The following is a 17,975-nucleotide window of genomic DNA, read 5'->3' on the forward strand; positions in this document are numbered from 1 at the left end:
AAGGTGCGTACCCACTGTTTTTGCAGGTGAATAATTACCCTGTTTGAGAAATATCCAATACCAAACAGGGTTGGTAGAGTGCCAATACCAAAACTTGCCATGATCATGCCCCCCTGGATCGCGGTCTCTGCCGATATAGCCCACAAAAGTGCAGTGTAGACCAGGCCGCATGGCAGCCATCCCCAGAGCATCCCGGCAACCAGGGCATGTGTTGTTGAGCGTATCGGGATAAATTTTTTAGCGAATGGCTCTATGGCCCGCCACAGAAGTGATCCTGCCTTCTCAATTTTGATGATGGCTGCAGTCCACCATCCAGTCAGGTAGAGTCCTAGCAGCACCATGACTGATGCTGCAATCAGGGTGAGGATCCTGCGCACCTCCATTCCGCTGCCAATGCTGTCTGCAATATTTCCAATTGACGAGATTAATATTCCGGCAACTACGTAACTCAGGATGCGTCCACTATTGTAGGCGAGCAAGTATAGAGAGAGTGAGGAGTCGCTATTACGGCTATTTTTTGAGATCCCAACTGTTAGTCCCGAGACGATGCCGCCACACATACCTGCACAGTGGGTTCCACCCAGCAACCCCATTACAAAGGCTGAGATATATAGTGATTCCATTAACATCATATAGATGTGGAGTTTAGCATCTGCATATAAAAAGGGCTGATCCACTTGTATGGATCAGCCCCGAAAATATTGAAGTTTTTGAATTAAACGTTACAGGCCTTCTCTTCCTCGATAATACCCTGCTCAACAGCATCAATTGCCTTCTGGTCGTGGTCATTGGCTGGGCATCCACATTTGTGATCCCCATTGGCCGAGTGTAGTCTTGCCTGCTCTAGATGCCACTGTGCAACTTTAAGGTGTTGGTCTACGTTCATTTATATGCTCCTTGCAATATTAGTAGTTGATGATTAGGCAATGATACATATAAAATGATGAAAATCAAAAATAATATAGAGAGAAAATCCAGTAATGAGTGAACAACAACTATTTTCCGCAACTGAAGCACAAGAGGTTATGAGGTCTGTTATCCAGCGTATTGCTACCGGACCAACTCTCAGCAAGGATATCGAACAGGAGGAGGCACGAATTGGAATGCGTGCAATTCTGGAGGGTGTGGTTGATCCTGTACAGGCAACAGTCTTTCTTATTGCTCTGCGGATGAAGCGCGAGACCGATGATGAGAATCGCGGAATTCTTAGTGGTATACAGGATCTTACCAATAGGGTGGTGGCAGATGTTGATGAGGTGGTTGATATTGCCGACCCATTTAATGGTTATAACAGAACTCTTCCGATTGCCCCATTTTTGGCACCACTGCTGGCTGAGTTGGGTGTTCCGGCTTTCTCTCAGGGGCTGGAGACGGTTACCCCAAAGTTTGGATTTACCCATCGTCAGATATTGCGTGAGGCTGGTGTAAATGTGGATCTCTCGGTGGAGGAGGCAGCCGCACAGTTGAGTGATCCAGCAAAAGGGTGGGCATATCTTGATCAGAGCCAATCCTCACCACTGTTACATAAACTCGTGCCGTTACGTAATCAGCTTATCAAGCGTACGGTAATTACAACCGCAGAGACTCTGACTCACCCGATCAAGGGGAGAGAGAAGAGCCATCTGATGACCGGTTATGTACACAAGCCATATGCACGTATCTATGCAATGTTGGTGCGCCATGCAGGGTTTGACTCCGCACTTTTGGTGCGTGGAGTAGAGGGTGGTGTCACCTCATCTCTGAGGCAGTCATCAACCACTTATCAGTTTGTCGGTGATCAGGAGGAGGTGGCTGTAGAGGTGAATCCGGAAGAGCTTGATATTCAGCATGATCTTAGGGCACCCGCCATTCCAGTTGGTGTGGAAGGTAATCTGGAGATATCCAAAAGGGCTGCCGAATCCGGGATTGCGACTCTGCAGGGTGAGGAGGGGATAAGTATGGATGCCCTTATGCTAAGTGCCACTCTGGTTCTCCAACATCTTGGCAGATGTGAGTCATTGGAGAGGGGAGCAGAAGAGGTTCGTGATGTATTGTCCAGTGGCAGGGCTGCAGGGCGACTTTAGATGAAGATGCTGTTTCAGGTTGATGATTTGGCTGTGGGCAAGATGCGCTCGTATCAGGTTGACGGCCATGACATCCTGGTTGCCCATACGGAGAGTGGTTTTCATGCTATCTCCAACCGTTGCCCCCATGATGTGATTGCACTGGATCTGGGGTGTCTAGAGGGTGAGATGGTGCGCTGCTCTCTGCATGGCAGCCGTTTTGATCTCTCTACAGGTGAGGCAATGGAGCCACCTGCCGAGGAGTCAGTAAGAGTTTATCCGTTGCAGGTGAAGGATGGGTGGGTTTGGATTAAACTTGATGAGTGAATTTTTCCAGAGAAAATAAGACGTTTTATCTTCTGTTTGGTCTGTTCTCCATTGAGTGGATCATACTGGCCATCGACCCGGTCCATCCGGAGGATTGGTTGCTGGAAAATGTATTGGTGATTATTGCCGTCCCACTGTTGCTGTATGGGCGCAGATCTTTGCCGTTCTCCAATACGTCATATTCCATGATTTTCCTGTTTCTCGGGCTTCACGAGATTGGATCGCACTATACGTATGCCGAGGTTCCTTACGATCAGTGGGTAGAGTGGGTTACAGGTTCAACCCTTAACGATGTTATGGGGTGGGAGCGTAATCACTTTGATCGCATTGTTCACTTCTCTTTTGGACTATTGATTGCCTATCCGATTAGAGAGATTTTTCTCTACGTGGCAAATGTGCGAGGGTTCTGGGGGTACTTTCTTCCTCTGGATCTAACCATGTCTAGCTCCATGTTGTTCGAGCTGATCGAGTGGGGTGCGGCCGAGATTTTTGGCGGAGAGTTGGGGATGGCGTTTCTTGGAATCCAGGGCGATATATGGGATGCCCACAAGGATATGGGGTTGGCTAGTCTTGGAGCAGTAATGGCTATGTTGATTACAGCATCAATCAACTATCGAATGCAGAAGGATTTTTCCAGTGAGTGGGCAAAAAGTTTACGGGTCAACAGGGCTCTGAGGCGAGAGAAGTTGGCCAAGAATGAGCTGTAGTCAGAGCAATACTGGCTAGAAATCCCCGTTGGCTCCGGCGGTCATGATGGTCATCATCTTGGTGTTGGTGGTGACTGCAATCCGGTATATCTCGTCAGGTAAGTCACCTTTCTCAATCATCATATTAAGGTTCAGGGTGGTGAGCCAGGGGGCGCCATGGTTGTCCTCAACCAAGGCAATTCTGCAGGGCATGTATGACGCATAGATAATATCGTGGCGCACCATTTTTGCTGCATCCTCCGGATTACAGAACTGGAATATCTCAATGTGTGGAGAGTCGATACCTCTTTTACTTAGTGCTGCAGACATCTGTTGTCTTCCCACAAGAGCAAGGTTTAACTCTGTTGCCTTGGATAGCATGGCCTCTGTCGCATCCTCAATGGAGACAGATGGAGCAAGGCGCATCTTGATAACAGAGTGCTGAACCATCATCTCCTGGGTTGGAGGCTCAACAGAAAATGCCGTGTTGCCAACCAGCAGATAACCGAGAATAAGAGAGACGATCTTTTTCATTTGGAGGATATTATAACAGCACCACCAAGGCAGTGGTCATCTTGGTAGAAAACCATCGACTGCCCGGGTGTTACTGCCCGCTGTTTGTCATCAAAGTGAATTACTGCACCACTGTTGCCGGATTCAGTGATGGTACATGGCTGATCACTCTGTCGATAGCGACTCTGTGCCATACAGTTGAAGGGGAGGTTGGAGGGGGGCTGATCAATCCAGTGTATCGGTTCTGTCTTGACTGTCTGACTCATCAGTAGTGGGTGTTCTCTCTCCTGAGCTGCAATTAATATATTGTTATCAAGATCCTTGGCAACCGCATACCATGGCTCCTCACTGTAGTTTGCCAATCCACCAATTCCTATCCCCTTGCGTTGCCCCAGGGTGTGATACATCAACCCCTGATGTCTGCCAATCAGATCACCATCCGGGGTTCTGATATCTCCCGGCTGAGCAGGTATGTACTGACTGAGGAAGTCGCGAAAGTTCCTCTCTCCAATAAAACATATGCCGGTGCTGTCTCTCTTTTTGGCATTTACAAACCCGGCAGAGTCAGCAATTTTTCTTACCTCATCCTTGTTGAGCTTGCCCAGTGGAAACATGGCGTGTGAAAGCTGTTGTTGGTTCAGTAGGTGGAGAAAGTAGGATTGATCCTTGTTTTGGTCTACCCCCTTTAGTAGTCGATAGTTATCTCCCAACTTTTCAATTCGTGCGTAGTGTCCAGTAGCGATGGCATCTGCACCAAGCTTGAGGGCATGGTCGAGAAAGGCGCGAAACTTTATCTCTCTGTTGCAGAGAATGTCCGGATTCGGGGTTCGTCCAGCCCGATACTCTTCAAGAAAATGGCTGAAAACCCGTTCCCAATACTCGTGTGAAAAGTTGATGGTGTGGAGTGGAATACCCATTTGTTTGGCAACACTCTCTGCATCTGCCAGATCTTCCTCTGCACTGCAGTAGTCGGAGTCATCATCCTCCTCCCAGTTTTTCATAAAGAGCCCCTCAACCTCGAACCCTTGCTCCAGTAGAAGTTTTGCAGCGACAGCCGAGTCGACTCCTCCAGAGAGGCCAACCATAATTTTTGTGTAAGAGCTCATGGCTGTTCCACCTTGCGCCACTCGCCTGACTTGAGGTTGCCTAGAGCCCATGGGCCGATAGCGACACGAATTAGCCGCAGGGTAGGGTGACCTACTGCGGCAGTCATCCTTCGCACCTGACGATTTTTCCCCTCTCTAATTTTTAATTCGATCCAGCTGTCAGGAATATTTTTACGCTCACGGATTGGCGGAGTACGCTTCCATATCTCTGGGGACTCAATTATCTGTGCAGAAGCAGGGGCTGTCTTTCCCCCTTTTATCTCTACCCCATTAACAAGTTTCTCTATAGCCGCTTCATCAGGGATTCCCTCCACCTGAACCCAATAACTCTTCTCCATTTTGTGTCTGGGATGACTTATTCTGGCCTGGAGTTTTCCATCATCAGTCAGTATTAACAGCCCCTCACTGTCACGATCCAGACGTCCAGCGGGGTATATTTTTTTGATTGGAATATAGTCAGCCAGGGTTTTGCGCCCATCCTGGTCACTAAATTGTGTCAATACATTATATGGTTTGTTGAAGATGACAATCATCATCCGGTAGTATATACCCAAATCCCCGGACAGAAATATGAAGACTGAACAACCTATTGATCCTATACACCACACCGATCTGGATCTGCAGGAGGAGCGTCCCAAGCTACAGGAGCCATCCAAATATCAGGTTGTCCTGTTGAATGATGATTATACGCCGATGGATTTTGTGGTTGATGTGTTGAAGCAGTTTTTTCGGATGGACAGTGAGCAGGCAACACAGGTTATGTTGCATGTTCATACCCGTGGCAAGGGTATATGTGGTACTTTTAGTCGAGAGGTTGCGGAGAGTAAGGTGGCTCAGGTCAACGATTATGCAAGAGAGAATCAGCATCCGTTACTCTGCTCTATGGAGCAAGCTTGATAGTTAAGGAACCTCTGAAAAAGCTTAATGGGATGGGGGGTTTGGTGGAAGGGATCTAATCCGTCCCCTATGGGATAACTTGTGAGGGATAGCTGATTGGGTCACGAAGTGACTTAATCAGGGATTTCTTAACCAGCTGGAGATCAGTCGATATGCTCAGTAAGGAACTGGAATTTTCATTAGGTCTTGCGGTAAAACAGGCCCGTGAACAACGGCATGAGTTCATTACCCTGGAGCATCTGTTGCTGGTGCTGCTTGATAACCCTCTCTCTGCCGATCTGTTACGAGGCTGTGGCGCAAATCTGGATATTCTGCGTGAACAGCTGGAAAACTTTATTCTGCAAAATACGCCACTTTTGCCAGAGGATAATGAGATTGATCCACAGCCCACCTTGGGCTTTCAGAGGGTTCTTCAGCGCTCCATATTTCAGGTTCAGTCATCCGGCAAGAGCGAGGTGAGTGCAGATAATATTCTGGTCGCACTATTTGGAGAGAAGGAGTCGCATGCAGTCTTCTTTCTTACCCAGCAGGAGATCTCCCGCCTGGATGTGGTTCACTACGTCTCTCATGAGACTGAGCGTACAGTGGATCGAGAGCAGCAGGAACAGCTGGAGCATGACGAAGATGTTGAGCAGGATGAGGATGATAGCCCGCTAACCCGTTATGCGGTTAATCTTAATGCCCTTGCTGAGAAAGGAAAAATTGACCCACTGATTGGCAGGGCAGAAGAGGTGGAGAGAACCATCCAGGTTCTCTGTCGTCGTCGCAAGAATAATCCACTGTTGGTGGGAGAGGCTGGTGTCGGCAAAACAGCAATCGCCGAGGGGCTGGCACGACGTATAGTTGATAAAGAGGTTCCAGAGGTAATTGCCGAGAGCACTATCTACTCCCTGGATCTTGGTGCTCTGTTGGCTGGGACAAAATATCGTGGTGATTTTGAGAAGCGTCTCAAGGGGTTGTTAAAGCAGCTTGATGCTCTTGCAGACACGATCCTTTTTATTGATGAGATTCACACCATTATTGGTGCAGGTTCTGCCTCTGGTGGAACCATGGATGCATCAAACCTTATAAAGCCAAAACTGGCGGCCGGCGACCTGCGTTGTATTGGTTCTACCACCTTCCAGGAGTATAGAGGAATCTTTGAGAAGGATCACGCCTTGGCTCGTCGCTTTCAGAAGATTGATATTAATGAGCCGTCTGTTCCCGATACCGTCAAGATTCTGCAGGGGCTGAGAAGTCGTTTTGAGGACCACCATGCAGTCAAGTTTACCCGTCAGGCTTTGACTACAGCGGCAGAGCTTGCAGATCGTTATATCGGAGATCGTCATCTTCCAGATAAGGCTATCGATGTAATGGATGAGGCGGGTGCAAGAAATCAACTGCTGCCACCATCACGCCGTCGCAAGACAGTAGGGGGCAAGGAGGGTGAAGAGGGGGTAGCGAAAATTGCCAGGGTTCCATCCAGGAATGTATCAACCTCTGATAGAGAGCAGCTGAAAAAGCTTGAGCGCAATCTGAAGATGGTTGTCTTTGGTCAGGATGAGGCAATTGAGACTCTCAGTTCTGCAATAAAGCTTGCCCGCTCGGGGCTGGGAAATGATGAGAGACCAGTGGGCTCCTTCCTTTTTGTGGGGCCTACTGGCGTTGGCAAGACAGAGGTTGCCCGCCAGCTTGGCATGCAGATGGGGGTTGAGCTAATTCGGTTTGATATGTCCGAGTATATGGAACGCCATACAGTATCTCGCTTGATTGGAGCACCCCCAGGTTATGTTGGGTACGATCAGGGTGGGCTGTTAACCGATGCAGTTAATAAAAACCCGTATGCAGTTCTGTTGCTGGATGAGATTGAGAAGGCACATCCGGATGTATTCAATCTGTTGCTACAGGTTATGGACCATGGTTCATTGACCGATTCCAACGGACGTCAGAGTGATTTCAGGAATGTGGTTCTGGTTATGACATCTAATGTTGGGGCTGAAAAGATGAACCGTCCATCCATTGGTTTCACTAATCAGGACCACTCTAGTGATGGCCTGGCCGAGGTGAAGAGAACATTTACCCCGGAATTCAGGAATAGATTGGATTCTGTGATTCAGTTCCATGTGCTTGATATGCCCAGCATCGCAAATATTGTGGACAAGTTTATTGCCGAATTGGAGATCCAACTGGACCAGAAACATGTTCAGCTGACGGTTGATGATGAGGCCAAAACCTGGCTGGCAGAGAAGGGTTATGACGCTGATATGGGTGCCCGTCCCATGGCCAGACTGATCCGCGAAGAGGTTCGCAAACCGATGGCAGAAGAGCTTTTGTTTGGTGAACTAAAGAGTGGAGGAGAGGTTGCGGTATCGGTTAAGAGCGGGAAGCTTAATTTTGTCTATCACAAGATAGAGAAGCCGCTCAAAGGCAAGAGATCTGCCAGAGATAAACTTTCGGTTTAGCGTGCGCGGAAGGTGATCCGACCCTTGGATAGATCGTAGGGAGTCAGCGCAACAGTAACCTTGTCACCCTTGAGGATACGGATGTAATGCTTGCGCATCTTGCCGGAGATGTGGGCAATGACCTCATGTCCATTTTCCAGCTCTACCTTGAAAGTTGTGTTGGGAAGATTCTCAACAACTGTGCCTTCCATCTCAATATGTTCTTCTTTAGCCATGTCTCTCTACAATATTCCATTAAGGAAGCTCTGATTAAGTCACTTCGTTACCCAATCAGCTCTCCATCGCAAATTATCCTATGGGGGACGGGTTAGATCCATTCCACCAAATCCCCATCCCATTAAGCGTGTTCGTGTTCAGAGGTTCCTTGATTAAGCTGTGGGATTATACATTAATCATCAGTCAGTGTGGAGACAGTGCTCTGCAAGAAGTTCCTGGTACTCTGTGCGAGGGATTTCACGGGCCCCCATCTGCTGCAGGTGTGGGGTCATCATCTGGATATCAATCAGCTCTATCTCGATTTCATCTGCAAAATCCTCTAGCAGAGAGACCAGAGCTATTTTTGAGGCATCATTTGCCCTGCTGAACATTGATTCACCACAGAATAGTTTTCCTGCAAGAACACCATAGAGCCCCCCAACAAGGGTGTTGTCTCTATCCCAGCACTCTACAGAGTGGGCATGCCCCAGCTCATGAAGACGGATATACGCCTCAGCCATCTCACTGGTAATCCAGGTTCCGCTGTCACTGCTTCGTGGTGCGGCACAGTTATGGATGACAGCGGCAAAATTCTGATCAAGAGTGATACGGAAAGGCTGTTGGCGAATCCGTCTCTTCAGGCTACGAGAGATATGGAGTTCACTGGGGAAGAGAACAGCACGCGGGGCAGGGGACCACCATAGAATAGGTTCGCCCTCACTGTACCAGGGGAATATTCCGCTTCGGTACGCAGTCAGAAGTCTCTCAGGTGTTAGATCTCCACCAATGGCCAGCAGGCCATTTGGTTCTTGCTGCGCCAGATGGATTGGTGGGAATGGGGATCCAGGGTTGTCACCAAGCCGGAATGGCCCCATGGTTTTCTATTCCGTATCGACGCTGTCAATATTGTCAAGGTAGTGCTCGGCATCAAGAGCAGCCATGCAACCACTGCCGGCAGAGGTAACTGCCTGACGATAGACGGGATCGGCACAGTCACCTGCAGCAAACACTCCCAATACATTGGTTCCAGTAGCGTAATGGCGCTCACTGTTGCGTACCTTGATGTAGCCGTGCTCCATATCTAGCTGGTTTTCAAACATTCCGGTGTTTGGTTTGTGGCCAATTGCAATAAAGACACCGCTGAGGTCGATATCCCTGGTGCTGTCATCCTGAGTGCTACGGATGCGTACGCCGGTCACACCACTGTCATCACCCAAAACCTCATCAAGTTGGGAGTTCCACTCGATGGTTATATTTCCGTTTTTTGACATCTCGATAATGCGATCAGAGAGAATCTTCTCCGAGCTAAAGCTGTCACGACGATGGATAACCGTAACGTGCTCTGCGATATTTGATAGATATATCGCCTCCTCCACAGCAGAGTTACCACCACCTACTACGGCAACTTTCTGTCCCTTGTAGAAGAAGCCGTCACAGGTTGCACAGCCGGATACGCCACGCCCCATAAATTTTTGCTCGGACTCAAGTCCAAGATACATTGCAGATGCACCCGTTGAAATAATCAGTGCATCACAACTGTACTCTCCCATATCACCCTTGAGCTGAAATGGGCGCACGTTCAGGTCAACACTCTGAATCATGTCAAAGATGATCTCGGTTTCAAACCGTTCTGCCTGTTTCAGCATGCGGTCCATAAGCTCTGGCCCCTCTACACCCTCGGGTTCACCTGGCCAGTTATCAACCTCTGTAGTGGTAGTCAGTTGCCCACCTTGCTGCATGCCTGTTATCAAAGTTGGTTTCATGTTGGCACGGGCAGCGTAAATAGCTGAGGTATAACCAGCGGGGCCTGATCCAAGAATAAGAAGGGGGCAGTGTTTGACATCACTCATGATAAACTCCAGTTTGATGATTTCAGTGTTTTTTCGTGGAGGAGATTGTACATGAATGGCTCAATAATTGGGGTTCCACGTGAGGCCAGAGCCTATGAGGGAAGAGTTGCCTTGACTCCAGATGCGGTCTCTCTATTGGTTGGACAGGGTAATAGGGTGGTTGTCGAGAAGGGGGCAGGAGAGCTTTGCGGGTTTCCGGATGATCTCTACATAATGTCGGGGGGTGAGATTGCACCAGATGCTCCTTCACTGTATGGGGTATCCAGGCTGATTGTTAAGGTAAAAGAGCCCCAGCCAGGGGAGTTGGCGTTTCTGAGAGATGATCATATTCTCTTCTGTTTTCTTCACCTGGCGGCAGATCATGATCTGATGGATGCGTTGTGCGAGATAGGTCTGACTGCGATTGCCTTTGAGACAGTAGAGGTTGATGGGAGGCTTCCCCTGCTTGCCCCAATGAGCAAGATTGCGGGAAAGATTGCAGTACAGATTGGTGCCCGTCTGCTTCATCAGCCGGAGGGTGGGAAAGGTGTTCTTCTGGGGGGCGTAGGTGAGATTGATTCTGGGCATGTGGTTGTTATTGGAGGTGGAGTGGCTGGCTCTGCTGCTATCCAGGTGGCTTCTGCACTAGGTGCCAGGGTTACTGTGCTTGAACATAGTGAAGAGAACATCAGTAGAGTAAATGCGTTGGGATCGAATGTTAACGGGATGTTTTCCACACCTGAAAATATTGAAGAGATGGTGGCTTCTGCAGATCTGTTGATTGGGGCTGTTTTGGTCAAAGGAGACCGTACTCCCAAGCTGGTGTCAGCAGAGATGATTCGGCAGATGGAGGCAGGGGGTGTGGTTATCGATATCTCTGTAGATCAGGGCGGATGTATTGAAACCACCCGCCCAACCAACTATGACAATCCAACCCATCTGGTGGGTAACGTAATCCACTTTGGAGTAACCAATATGCCAGGTGCAGTTCCACGGACATCATCGCAGGCACTCTCTGCCGTAATTCTGCCTTGGGTTACCAGATTGGCTAGGCCAGACTGGAGAACCAACCATGCACTTGTGAATGGAATTAATGTTGATGGAGGAGAAGTAGTCTATGCTACTCTGCGTAGCAAATAGAGCAAAACCGAGAGACGAAAAGCCACGCCCATCATACTGTTAGTGTGTGCCTGGCTGCCTCTGATTGTTACACTCAACGGATGTGGGCGGGACCTGTTATTAGCCTAGAACAAGATGATGATGTGTCAAGAAAATAACAGGTTTTCTTTTCAAATCCGTTAAAATAATGCACTTTAATACCATTACAGTTTTGCAAGGATTGTCCAGTTGGCAACAACCAGAAGAAGAGTAAGGAAGCGAGGTGGTTCTGTAGCCAGCACTACACACGTCAGCAGGGGGTTGCGTGAGGGAGCTCTGTTTCTGAGTCTTGCCATCACCCTCTATCTACTGGTATCACTTTTTACATACAGCATGAATGATCCAGCATGGACCTACAGTGCACCTGTCTCTCAATACGATAATGCAGGGGGAGTTGTAGGGGCCTGGTTCTCTGATGTTCTCTTTACAATTCTTGGGGTGATGGCATGGATAATCCCGCCAATTGTGGGGTGGCTGGGATGGTTGCTTTTTGTTGATCGCGCCCGTCTTCTTCGTTACCAGCCGCAACTGTTGGCAATCAGAATAGGTGGTTTTTTAATGACTCTTTTCGGTGGGGCCGGCATATCAAACCTGCACTTTCACCGTTTTGATGCCAGTTTTCCTGCACAGACCGGTGGGGTTGTTGGAGATCTGGTTGGTGGTGGGTTTGAGTCAATCATGGGCCCATTTGGCAGCACGGTATTTCTGCTGGCCATGTTCCTTGCAGGCGTCTCTATTTTTACCCACCTCTCATGGTTTGCCCTTATGGATCGAGTTGGAGGTTTTGTTCTCGAGGCCATTATGTTGCTACGCGCTATTCCAGGAAAGGTAGATGACTGGAAGGCGGCTAAAATTGCGAAAGAGAGTCGTGGCCAGGAGGTTAAAAGAGAGCGCAAAAAATCACGCAAGAAAAAACCAAAAATTGAGCCCAAGCTTGGATCAATAGAGATGAGTGAGCGGGCACTCAAGGAGACACAGAGAACACTATTTGAAGAGTTACCGGCAAACTTTGTAACATCAGGCTCCTCATCTCCACCACCGCTCTCGCTATTGAGCAAGGCAGAACATCAGCAATCCGGTTTCTCTACCGAGATGTTGGAGGTTCTCTCCCGTCAGGTAGAGCTCAAGCTGAAGGACTTTGGAGTAGAGGTTGAGGTGGTTGCAGTTCAGCCAGGCCCAGTGATTACCAGATTTGAGCTGATGCCTGCTCCAGGATTGAAAGCAAGCAAGATTACAAGGCTGTCAAATGATCTGGCACGCTCCCTCAGCCTGCAGAGTGTGCGGGTGGTTGAGGTGATTCCTGGCAAGCCAACTATCGGCCTAGAGATCCCCAATGAGGTGAGAGAGACGGTGTTCCTCTCCGAGATTCTCTCCTCACAGCAGTATGAGCACTCCAAAGGGGCGCTTACCCTGGCTCTTGGCAAGGATATCGGTGGCCAGCCACAGGTTGCTGATCTGACCAAAATGCCACATCTGTTGGTTGCAGGTACAACTGGCTCAGGCAAGTCGGTAAGCGTAAATACCATGGTGCTCAGTCTGCTCTACAAATATACACCAGAACATGTACGGATCATCATGATAGATCCCAAGATGTTGGAGCTCTCTGTATATGAGGGGATACCACATCTTCTGGCGCCCGTTGTAACTGACATGAATGAGGCGGCCAGTGCGTTGCGCTGGTGTGTTGCAGAGATGGAGCGCCGTTATAAACTAATGTCTGCCCTCGGGGTGCGGAGCCTTACCGGATATAACAAGAAGGTCAATGATGCGATTGAGTCTGGTGCACCACTGGCTGATCCTCTTTATGAGGCTACCGATGGAGAGCCGCCACGTACTCTGGAGCACCTTCCATACATTGTGGTTATTGTCGATGAGTTTGCAGATTTGATGATGACCGTTGGCAAGAAAGTAGAGGACCTGATTGTGCGAATTGCCCAGAAGGCACGTGCGGCAGGTCTCCATCTTGTGCTGGCTACCCAGCGCCCATCGGTTGATGTGATTACTGGGCTGATTAAATCAAACATCCCCACCAGAATTGCCTTTCAGGTTTCATCAAAGATGGATTCACGGGTAATTCTCGATCAGATGGGTGCAGAGCATCTGTTGGGGCGTGGAGATATGCTCTATCTTCCATCTGGGGCAGGTCTGCCGATTCGTGTCCACTGCGCATTTGTGGATGATGATGAGGTCCATCGTGTGGTGGATAATCTTAAACAGAGTGGTGAGCCGCAATATGTTGAGGAGGTTTTGACCACCCACGAGGCTAGTGAGAGTAGCGGCAACGGTGCAGGATTGGATGATGCAGAAGATGATCCGCTATACGATGATGCGGTGCGGATTGTAACCGAGACACGCAAGGCATCGGTCTCTGGGGTACAGCGCAGGTTGCGGGTTGGATATAATCGTGCATCCAGATTGGTTGAGGCCATGGAAGCGTCCGGGGTGGTTGGTCCAATTGGATCAAATGGTCAGCGTGAGGTGTTGGCACCTCCACCAGTAGAGATTGACTGAGTTGCGTATACTGTTTGGCCTAATGGTAGCGCTTACCCCGATTGTTGCCTGGTCAGCGGATACCCTGAGCTCTCGTATTGAGAGTTATTTCTCGGAGATGGAGAGTCTGCGAGGAGGGTTTCACCAGCAGGTGAGAGATGGTTCAGGGCGTTTGATAGAGGATAGTTACGGTACCCTGTTGATACAGCGCCCAGGAAAATTCCGTTGGCAGACATCGGTTCCATTTGTACAGGAGATTGTTGGGGATGGTTCCAGAATCTGGCTGCATGATCCCGATCTGGAACAGGTTACTGTTCGCAAACAGCAGGGATCACTTGCCAATACCCCCGCCGCACTACTTACAGGCGAAGGTTCCCTGAAAGATCAGTTTGCAATCCACCCTATCGGAAAGAAGCAATATTATGAGTGGGCTGAGCTCGTCTCTATTCATGGGAGCGGAGGGTTTGAACAGCTTCTGGTGGCAATGGATGATGAACAGCTAAGAGTCATAGAGGTAGAGGATAGCCTGGGTCAACGAACCAGAATTGATCTGCAGGATATGCTCTATAACCCATCTCTTGAAGAGAGCAACTTTCTGTTTGTTCCTCCAGCAGGGACAGATGTAGTAGGAGATTTTCCGTAGCTAACAAGACCAATGAGTATGCTTAGGTGACAGCGCCACTTGCAGAACGGATGAGGCCGGCCTCTCTGGCCAACTTTATGGGGCAGGAGCACCTGCTGGGAGAGGGTAAGCCACTTCGTAACTCTATAGAGAGCGGAAACCTCCACTCCATGCTCTTCTGGGGGCCTCCCGGAACCGGTAAAACCACATTGGCACGGTTGATTGCCAACCACTCAAATGCAAATTTTCTTGCCATCTCTGCAGTACTCTCCGGGGTCAAGGAGATTCGTGCAGCCATAGAGCAGGCCAAGCAGGCGCAGAAACTTGGTCAGAGTACGCTGCTCTTTGTTGACGAGGTCCACAGATTCAACAAGAGCCAGCAGGATGCATTTCTTCCTCATGTAGAGGACGGCACCTTTACCTTTGTTGGTGCAACCACAGAAAATCCATCATTTGAGCTAAATAACGCACTACTTTCTCGTGCCCGTCTCTACAAGCTGAAACCACTTGATAAGAGGGCGTTGAGTGAAATTATTAGACATGCGGTCAGCTCGATAGAGTCAGATTTGGGAGAGGGTGATATTGCTATATCGGAAGATGGGATAGAGCAGATCACCACTGCAGCAGATGGTGATGCCCGTCGTGCCCTCAATATACTGGAAATTGTTGCAGAGCTTGCGGAGTCTGAGGAGGAACGAAAGGTGCTCTCTGACCAGAGTATAGCCGCGGTAATTGCAGATGGAGGGCGTCGCTTTGACAAGGGCGGTGATCTCTTCTATGAGCAGATCTCAGCACTCCACAAGTCAGTTCGTGGCTCCAACCCAGATGCATCACTCTACTGGTTTGCTCGCATGGTTGATGGCGGAGTCGATCCGCTCTATGTGGCACGCAGGGTTGTACGGATGGCGAGTGAGGATATAGGTAATGCAGACCCGCGCGCACTACAGATAGCGGTGAGTGCCTGGGAAACCTATGAGCGTCTGGGAAGCCCTGAGGGTGAGTTGGCCATTGCTCAGGCCATTACATACCTTGCGATCGCACCAAAAAGCAACGCGGTCTACAATGCATGGAATAGTGTATTGGCCGATATAAGAGCAGGCGGATCAGCTGAGGTTCCGGTTCATCTGCGCAATGCACCAACCAGGGTAATGAAGGAGCTGGGATATGGTCATGCCTATCGTTATGCCCATGATGAGCCGGATGGATATGCTGCTGGTGAGACCTACTTCCCGGATGAGATGGGAGAGCAGAGCTACTACCATCCGGTGGAGCGGGGGATGGAGATCAAGATCAAGGAGCGTATGGAGTATCTGCGTCAACTAGATCGGAGGAGCAGGGAGAGATAACCTCTTTTCTCCTGAATCCATCTGCTGCCATGGAACGTATATTATCCAGAGATAGAGTTTCAGGAGAGTGGTGATGAGAGTTAACAAGTTGGTTCTGTTGGTGCCGGTGCTGTCAGTTTTGTTGACGGGTTGTTCCAACGCCCAGGAGGAGTCAAAAAACGGCTTTGACCTGACCAACAGTGAGATAGCAATCGAAAAGATTCATGGAGGAGGTCCCGCACGTGATGGTATCCCATCGATAGATAACCCACGTTTTTTAACCATCGACCAGGCAAAAGAGGAGCTCTCCGATGAGGATCCAATCCTGGGTGTTGAGATTGATGGAGTGAGTCGCGCCTACCCCATTGCCATTTTGAACTGGCATGAGATCGTCAATGATGAGACCAACGGGAACCCCTTTGTGGTGACCTACTGCCCACTCTGTGGTTCTGGTGTGGTCTTCTCTTCAGGCAGCACCAAAAAAGGTGGGGGAAAGCAACGGTTGTTTGGGGTCTCTGGATTGCTCTATAACAGTGATGTTCTACTCTATGATCGAGAGACCGAGTCGCTATGGTCGCAACTATTGGGCCGGGCAATAAGTGGAAAACTAAAGGGGGAGCGTCTGCAACTGCTGCCGGCAACCCACACCAGCTGGAAGGTATGGAAGAGGGATTATCCCACAACAACTGTGCTATCAAGACGTACCGGTTATTTTCGCGATTATGATCGCGACCCCTATAGCGGTTACGTGAATAGTGAAGGCATCTACTTCCCTGTAGAGAGCCTTAACCCTCTCTACCATCCAAAAGAGCGTGTTCTGGGGATTGAGATAGATGGGAAGTTCAAGGGATACCCATACTCTGAGCTATCACAGGCCAAGTCCCTTGTTGTTGATCGATTCAATGGTGTAGAGGTGAAGCTTCACTTTGATCAAGAGAGTAACAGTGCATGGGCTACAGACCTCAAAGGCAATAAGCTGCCATCCGTCTCATCATTCTGGTTTGCCTGGATGGCTTTCCATCCGGAGAGTGAGGTGTATCATGCAGATGAATAACAAAGCAGTGCTTGCCGTCATGTTTCTCATCGCAGTAGCAGCAGGGGTCAGTGCTTTTACAAACAATGGAGATAGCAGGTTGGACAGTGTGAACCGTAATGCATCAGAGAGAGCAATATTTGCTGGCGGCTGTTTCTGGTGTATGGAAGCCCCATTTGAGAAACTGGACGGGGTGGTGCAGGTAGTATCTGGATATACGGGGGGATATGAGGTAGATCCAACCTATGGACAGGTCTCTGCAGGTGAGACCAATCATCTGGAGGCGATAGAGATCATCTATGATCCTGATGTTATTCAATATGATGTCCTGCTGGATACCTACTGGAGGCAGATTGACCCCACAGATGGGGGCGGCTCATTCGTGGATCGTGGTGATCAGTATCGTTCAGCAATCTTCTATCTGAGTCCAGAACAGAAAATTCAGGCCCTGGAGTCGAGAGCAGAGCTGGATCGATCGGGACGTTACCAGAAACCCATTGTGACGGAGATTCTTGAGGCTAAAACCTTCTATCCGGCAGAGGAGTACCACCAGGATTACTCCAAGAACAACCCTCTGCGTTACAGCTACTACCGCCATGGTTCAGGGCGTGATCAGTATCTTGACAAGGTCTGGGGCGGTAACCGCAAGAGTGTAGCAGCTACCGGAGAGAGTATTTCCTCAAAAGAGGAGTTGAGGAAGAAGCTGACCCCGCTCCAGTACAGGGTGACCCAAGAGGATGGGACAGAACGAGCCTTCGATAATGAGTATTGGGATAACAAGGATGAGGGGATCTATGTCGATATTGTATCCGGTGAGCCACTCTTCAGTTCGGTTGACAAGTACGACTCCGGAACCGGATGGCCGAGCTTTATCCGTCCAATTGACGATGGCGTTGTAGTGGAGAGAGAGGATAGAAAATTCTTTTCGACTCGTACAGAAATTAGAAGTAAAAAAGCAGACTCCCATCTAGGCCATGTTTTTCCGGATGGACCAGCCCCGACTGGACTGCGTTACTGTATGAATTCGGCAGCCATGCGCTTTGTCCCCAGTGATCGGTTGGTGGATGAGGGGTACGGGCAGTATCTGAATATTTTTCCTGCTCTGCCTCCAGGCTGATGCCATGATCAGAGTGAGTTGCGTTGCCTAAATTTGATTAAGTTATAATCAGCTTCAGGTTACTAGCGGCTTTTGTGAGGATGTGGTTTGGCTACTACAGATAACAGCGGGTTTGATGATTTGCTCTCCAGGACTGCTCTGGGGGATCGCCGCGCCTTTGAAGAGCTTTATAAGGCAACTTCTTCGAAACTATT

19 protein-coding genes are annotated in these 17,975 nt (G+C 49.3%); 11 read left to right on the plus strand and 8 right to left on the minus strand.

Translation table 11 applies throughout. The annotated features are described in order from the left end of the window. On the minus strand, positions 1 to 623 hold a 623-nt coding region (locus H8D24_00720), incomplete at its 3' end, for a sulfite exporter TauE/SafE family protein (GenBank protein ID MBC8518916.1). A gap of 92 nt (positions 624 to 715) precedes the next feature. Further along, on the minus strand, positions 716 to 886 hold the full coding sequence (locus H8D24_00725) for a hypothetical protein (protein MBC8518917.1): 171 nt from the start codon (positions 884 to 886) through the stop codon (positions 716 to 718). A gap of 94 nt (positions 887 to 980) precedes the next feature. On the opposite strand from H8D24_00725, the gene H8D24_00730 reads away from it, so the two are divergent. The 3 genes from H8D24_00730 to H8D24_00740 are packed head-to-tail and all read left to right on the plus strand — an operon-like array spanning position 981 to position 3,076. After that, positions 981 to 2,063 (plus strand): anthranilate phosphoribosyltransferase, encoded by a 1,083-nt coding sequence (locus H8D24_00730; protein ID MBC8518918.1) that lies wholly within the window; start codon positions 981 to 983, stop codon positions 2,061 to 2,063. Continuing rightward, complete coding sequence (locus H8D24_00735; protein ID MBC8518919.1) at positions 2,064 to 2,369, plus strand: non-heme iron oxygenase ferredoxin subunit; 306 nt, start codon at positions 2,064 to 2,066, stop codon at positions 2,367 to 2,369. It abuts the gene before it with no gap. Continuing rightward, positions 2,366 to 3,076, plus strand: coding sequence for a DUF2238 domain-containing protein (locus tag H8D24_00740; GenBank protein MBC8518920.1), 711 nt, complete (start codon positions 2,366 to 2,368; stop codon positions 3,074 to 3,076). Before H8D24_00735 ends, H8D24_00740 begins: the two co-directional genes overlap by 4 nt. Before the next feature lie 15 nt (positions 3,077 to 3,091). On the opposite strand, the gene H8D24_00745 is transcribed toward H8D24_00740, so the two are convergent. From H8D24_00745 to H8D24_00755, 3 genes are read right to left on the minus strand one after another with little or no spacing between them, the layout of a single operon-like run. Continuing rightward, positions 3,092 to 3,589: a DUF302 domain-containing protein gene (locus H8D24_00745; protein MBC8518921.1), complete on the minus strand. Its 498-nt coding sequence runs from the start codon at positions 3,587 to 3,589 to the stop codon at positions 3,092 to 3,094. Further along, the gene (gene mnmA / locus H8D24_00750; protein MBC8518922.1) at positions 3,586 to 4,674 is read right to left on the minus strand and encodes a tRNA 2-thiouridine(34) synthase MnmA; all 1,089 of its coding nucleotides are present in this window, start codon (positions 4,672 to 4,674) and stop codon (positions 3,586 to 3,588) included. Before mnmA ends, H8D24_00745 begins: the two co-directional genes overlap by 4 nt. Next, complete coding sequence (locus H8D24_00755; protein ID MBC8518923.1) at positions 4,671 to 5,207, minus strand: pseudouridine synthase; 537 nt, start codon at positions 5,205 to 5,207, stop codon at positions 4,671 to 4,673. The genes mnmA and H8D24_00755 overlap by 4 nt, the downstream gene beginning before the upstream one ends. A 37-nt stretch (positions 5,208 to 5,244) precedes the next feature. Here H8D24_00755 and clpS point away from each other — a divergent pair, with 37 nt between their 5' ends. After that, on the plus strand, positions 5,245 to 5,571 hold the full coding sequence (clpS, locus tag H8D24_00760; GenBank protein MBC8518924.1) for an ATP-dependent Clp protease adapter ClpS: 327 nt from the start codon (positions 5,245 to 5,247) through the stop codon (positions 5,569 to 5,571). A gap of 152 nt (positions 5,572 to 5,723) precedes the next feature. Then, on the plus strand, positions 5,724 to 8,012 hold the full coding sequence (clpA, locus tag H8D24_00765; GenBank protein MBC8518925.1) for an ATP-dependent Clp protease ATP-binding subunit ClpA: 2,289 nt from the start codon (positions 5,724 to 5,726) through the stop codon (positions 8,010 to 8,012). Here clpA and infA read toward each other — a convergent pair. From infA to trxB, 3 genes are all read right to left on the minus strand, one after another. After that, a complete protein-coding gene (infA, locus tag H8D24_00770; protein MBC8518926.1) occupies positions 8,009 to 8,227 on the minus strand; it encodes a translation initiation factor IF-1 in 219 nt (72 codons plus the stop codon). The two genes, clpA and infA, sit on opposite strands and share 4 nt — an antisense overlap. Before the next feature lie 180 nt (positions 8,228 to 8,407). Further along, positions 8,408 to 9,082 (minus strand): leucyl/phenylalanyl-tRNA--protein transferase, encoded by a 675-nt coding sequence (locus H8D24_00775; protein MBC8518927.1) that lies wholly within the window; start codon positions 9,080 to 9,082, stop codon positions 8,408 to 8,410. A 6-nt stretch (positions 9,083 to 9,088) separates the two neighbouring features. Then, positions 9,089 to 10,057, minus strand: coding sequence for a thioredoxin-disulfide reductase (gene trxB / locus H8D24_00780; protein ID MBC8518928.1), 969 nt, complete (start codon positions 10,055 to 10,057; stop codon positions 9,089 to 9,091). 51 nt (positions 10,058 to 10,108) lie between these two features. Between trxB and H8D24_00785 the strand changes: the two genes are divergently transcribed. From H8D24_00785 to msrB, 6 genes are all read left to right on the plus strand, one after another. After that, complete coding sequence (locus tag H8D24_00785) at positions 10,109 to 11,176, plus strand: alanine dehydrogenase (protein MBC8518929.1); 1,068 nt, start codon at positions 10,109 to 10,111, stop codon at positions 11,174 to 11,176. 207 nt (positions 11,177 to 11,383) lie between these two features. Beyond that, on the plus strand, positions 11,384 to 13,705 hold the full coding sequence (locus H8D24_00790) for a DNA translocase FtsK 4TM domain-containing protein (protein MBC8518930.1): 2,322 nt from the start codon (positions 11,384 to 11,386) through the stop codon (positions 13,703 to 13,705). 1 nt (position 13,706) lies between these two features. Then, complete coding sequence (lolA, locus tag H8D24_00795; GenBank protein MBC8518931.1) at positions 13,707 to 14,327, plus strand: outer membrane lipoprotein chaperone LolA; 621 nt, start codon at positions 13,707 to 13,709, stop codon at positions 14,325 to 14,327. A 50-nt stretch (positions 14,328 to 14,377) separates the two neighbouring features. Continuing rightward, the gene (locus tag H8D24_00800) at positions 14,378 to 15,652 is read left to right on the plus strand and encodes a replication-associated recombination protein A (protein MBC8518932.1); all 1,275 of its coding nucleotides are present in this window, start codon (positions 14,378 to 14,380) and stop codon (positions 15,650 to 15,652) included. A gap of 73 nt (positions 15,653 to 15,725) precedes the next feature. Next, entirely contained in the window at positions 15,726 to 16,685 is a 960-nt protein-coding gene (locus tag H8D24_00805) for a DUF3179 domain-containing protein (protein ID MBC8518933.1), read from the plus strand. 19 nt (positions 16,686 to 16,704) lie between these two features. Further along, entirely contained in the window at positions 16,705 to 17,781 is a 1,077-nt protein-coding gene (msrB, locus tag H8D24_00810; GenBank protein MBC8518934.1) for a peptide-methionine (R)-S-oxide reductase MsrB, read from the plus strand. Positions 17,782 to 17,975: the final 194 nt, after the last annotated feature.

It is taken from the genome of Candidatus Thiopontia autotrophica, from assembly GCA_014384675.1.
Classification (GTDB): Bacteria; Pseudomonadota; Gammaproteobacteria.

What these genes read in the sequence shown, in the direction of transcription:
- H8D24_00725 (MBC8518917.1), bottom strand. Translation starts at nt 886, where the DNA reads ATGAACGTAGACCAACACCTTAAAGTTGCACAGTGGCATCTAGAGCAG.
- H8D24_00730 (MBC8518918.1), top strand. Translation starts at nt 981, where the DNA reads ATGAGTGAACAACAACTATTTTCCGCAACTGAAGCACAAGAGGTTATG.
- H8D24_00735 (MBC8518919.1), top strand. Translation starts at nt 2,064, where the DNA reads ATGAAGATGCTGTTTCAGGTTGATGATTTGGCTGTGGGCAAGATGCGC.
- H8D24_00745 (MBC8518921.1), bottom strand. Translation starts at nt 3,589, where the DNA reads ATGAAAAAGATCGTCTCTCTTATTCTCGGTTATCTGCTGGTTGGCAAC.
- mnmA (MBC8518922.1), bottom strand. Translation starts at nt 4,674, where the DNA reads ATGAGCTCTTACACAAAAATTATGGTTGGCCTCTCTGGAGGAGTCGAC.
- H8D24_00755 (MBC8518923.1), bottom strand. Translation starts at nt 5,207, where the DNA reads ATGATTGTCATCTTCAACAAACCATATAATGTATTGACACAATTTAGT.
- clpS (MBC8518924.1), top strand. Translation starts at nt 5,245, where the DNA reads ATGAAGACTGAACAACCTATTGATCCTATACACCACACCGATCTGGAT.
- clpA (MBC8518925.1), top strand. Translation starts at nt 5,724, where the DNA reads ATGCTCAGTAAGGAACTGGAATTTTCATTAGGTCTTGCGGTAAAACAG.
- infA (MBC8518926.1), bottom strand. Translation starts at nt 8,227, where the DNA reads ATGGCTAAAGAAGAACATATTGAGATGGAAGGCACAGTTGTTGAGAAT.
- H8D24_00775 (MBC8518927.1), bottom strand. Translation starts at nt 9,082, where the DNA reads ATGGGGCCATTCCGGCTTGGTGACAACCCTGGATCCCCATTCCCACCA.
- trxB (MBC8518928.1), bottom strand. Translation starts at nt 10,057, where the DNA reads ATGAGTGATGTCAAACACTGCCCCCTTCTTATTCTTGGATCAGGCCCC.
- H8D24_00785 (MBC8518929.1), top strand. Translation starts at nt 10,109, where the DNA reads ATGAATGGCTCAATAATTGGGGTTCCACGTGAGGCCAGAGCCTATGAG.
- H8D24_00800 (MBC8518932.1), top strand. Translation starts at nt 14,378, where the DNA reads ATGAGGCCGGCCTCTCTGGCCAACTTTATGGGGCAGGAGCACCTGCTG.
- H8D24_00805 (MBC8518933.1), top strand. Translation starts at nt 15,726, where the DNA reads ATGAGAGTTAACAAGTTGGTTCTGTTGGTGCCGGTGCTGTCAGTTTTG.
- msrB (MBC8518934.1), top strand. Translation starts at nt 16,705, where the DNA reads ATGTTTCTCATCGCAGTAGCAGCAGGGGTCAGTGCTTTTACAAACAAT.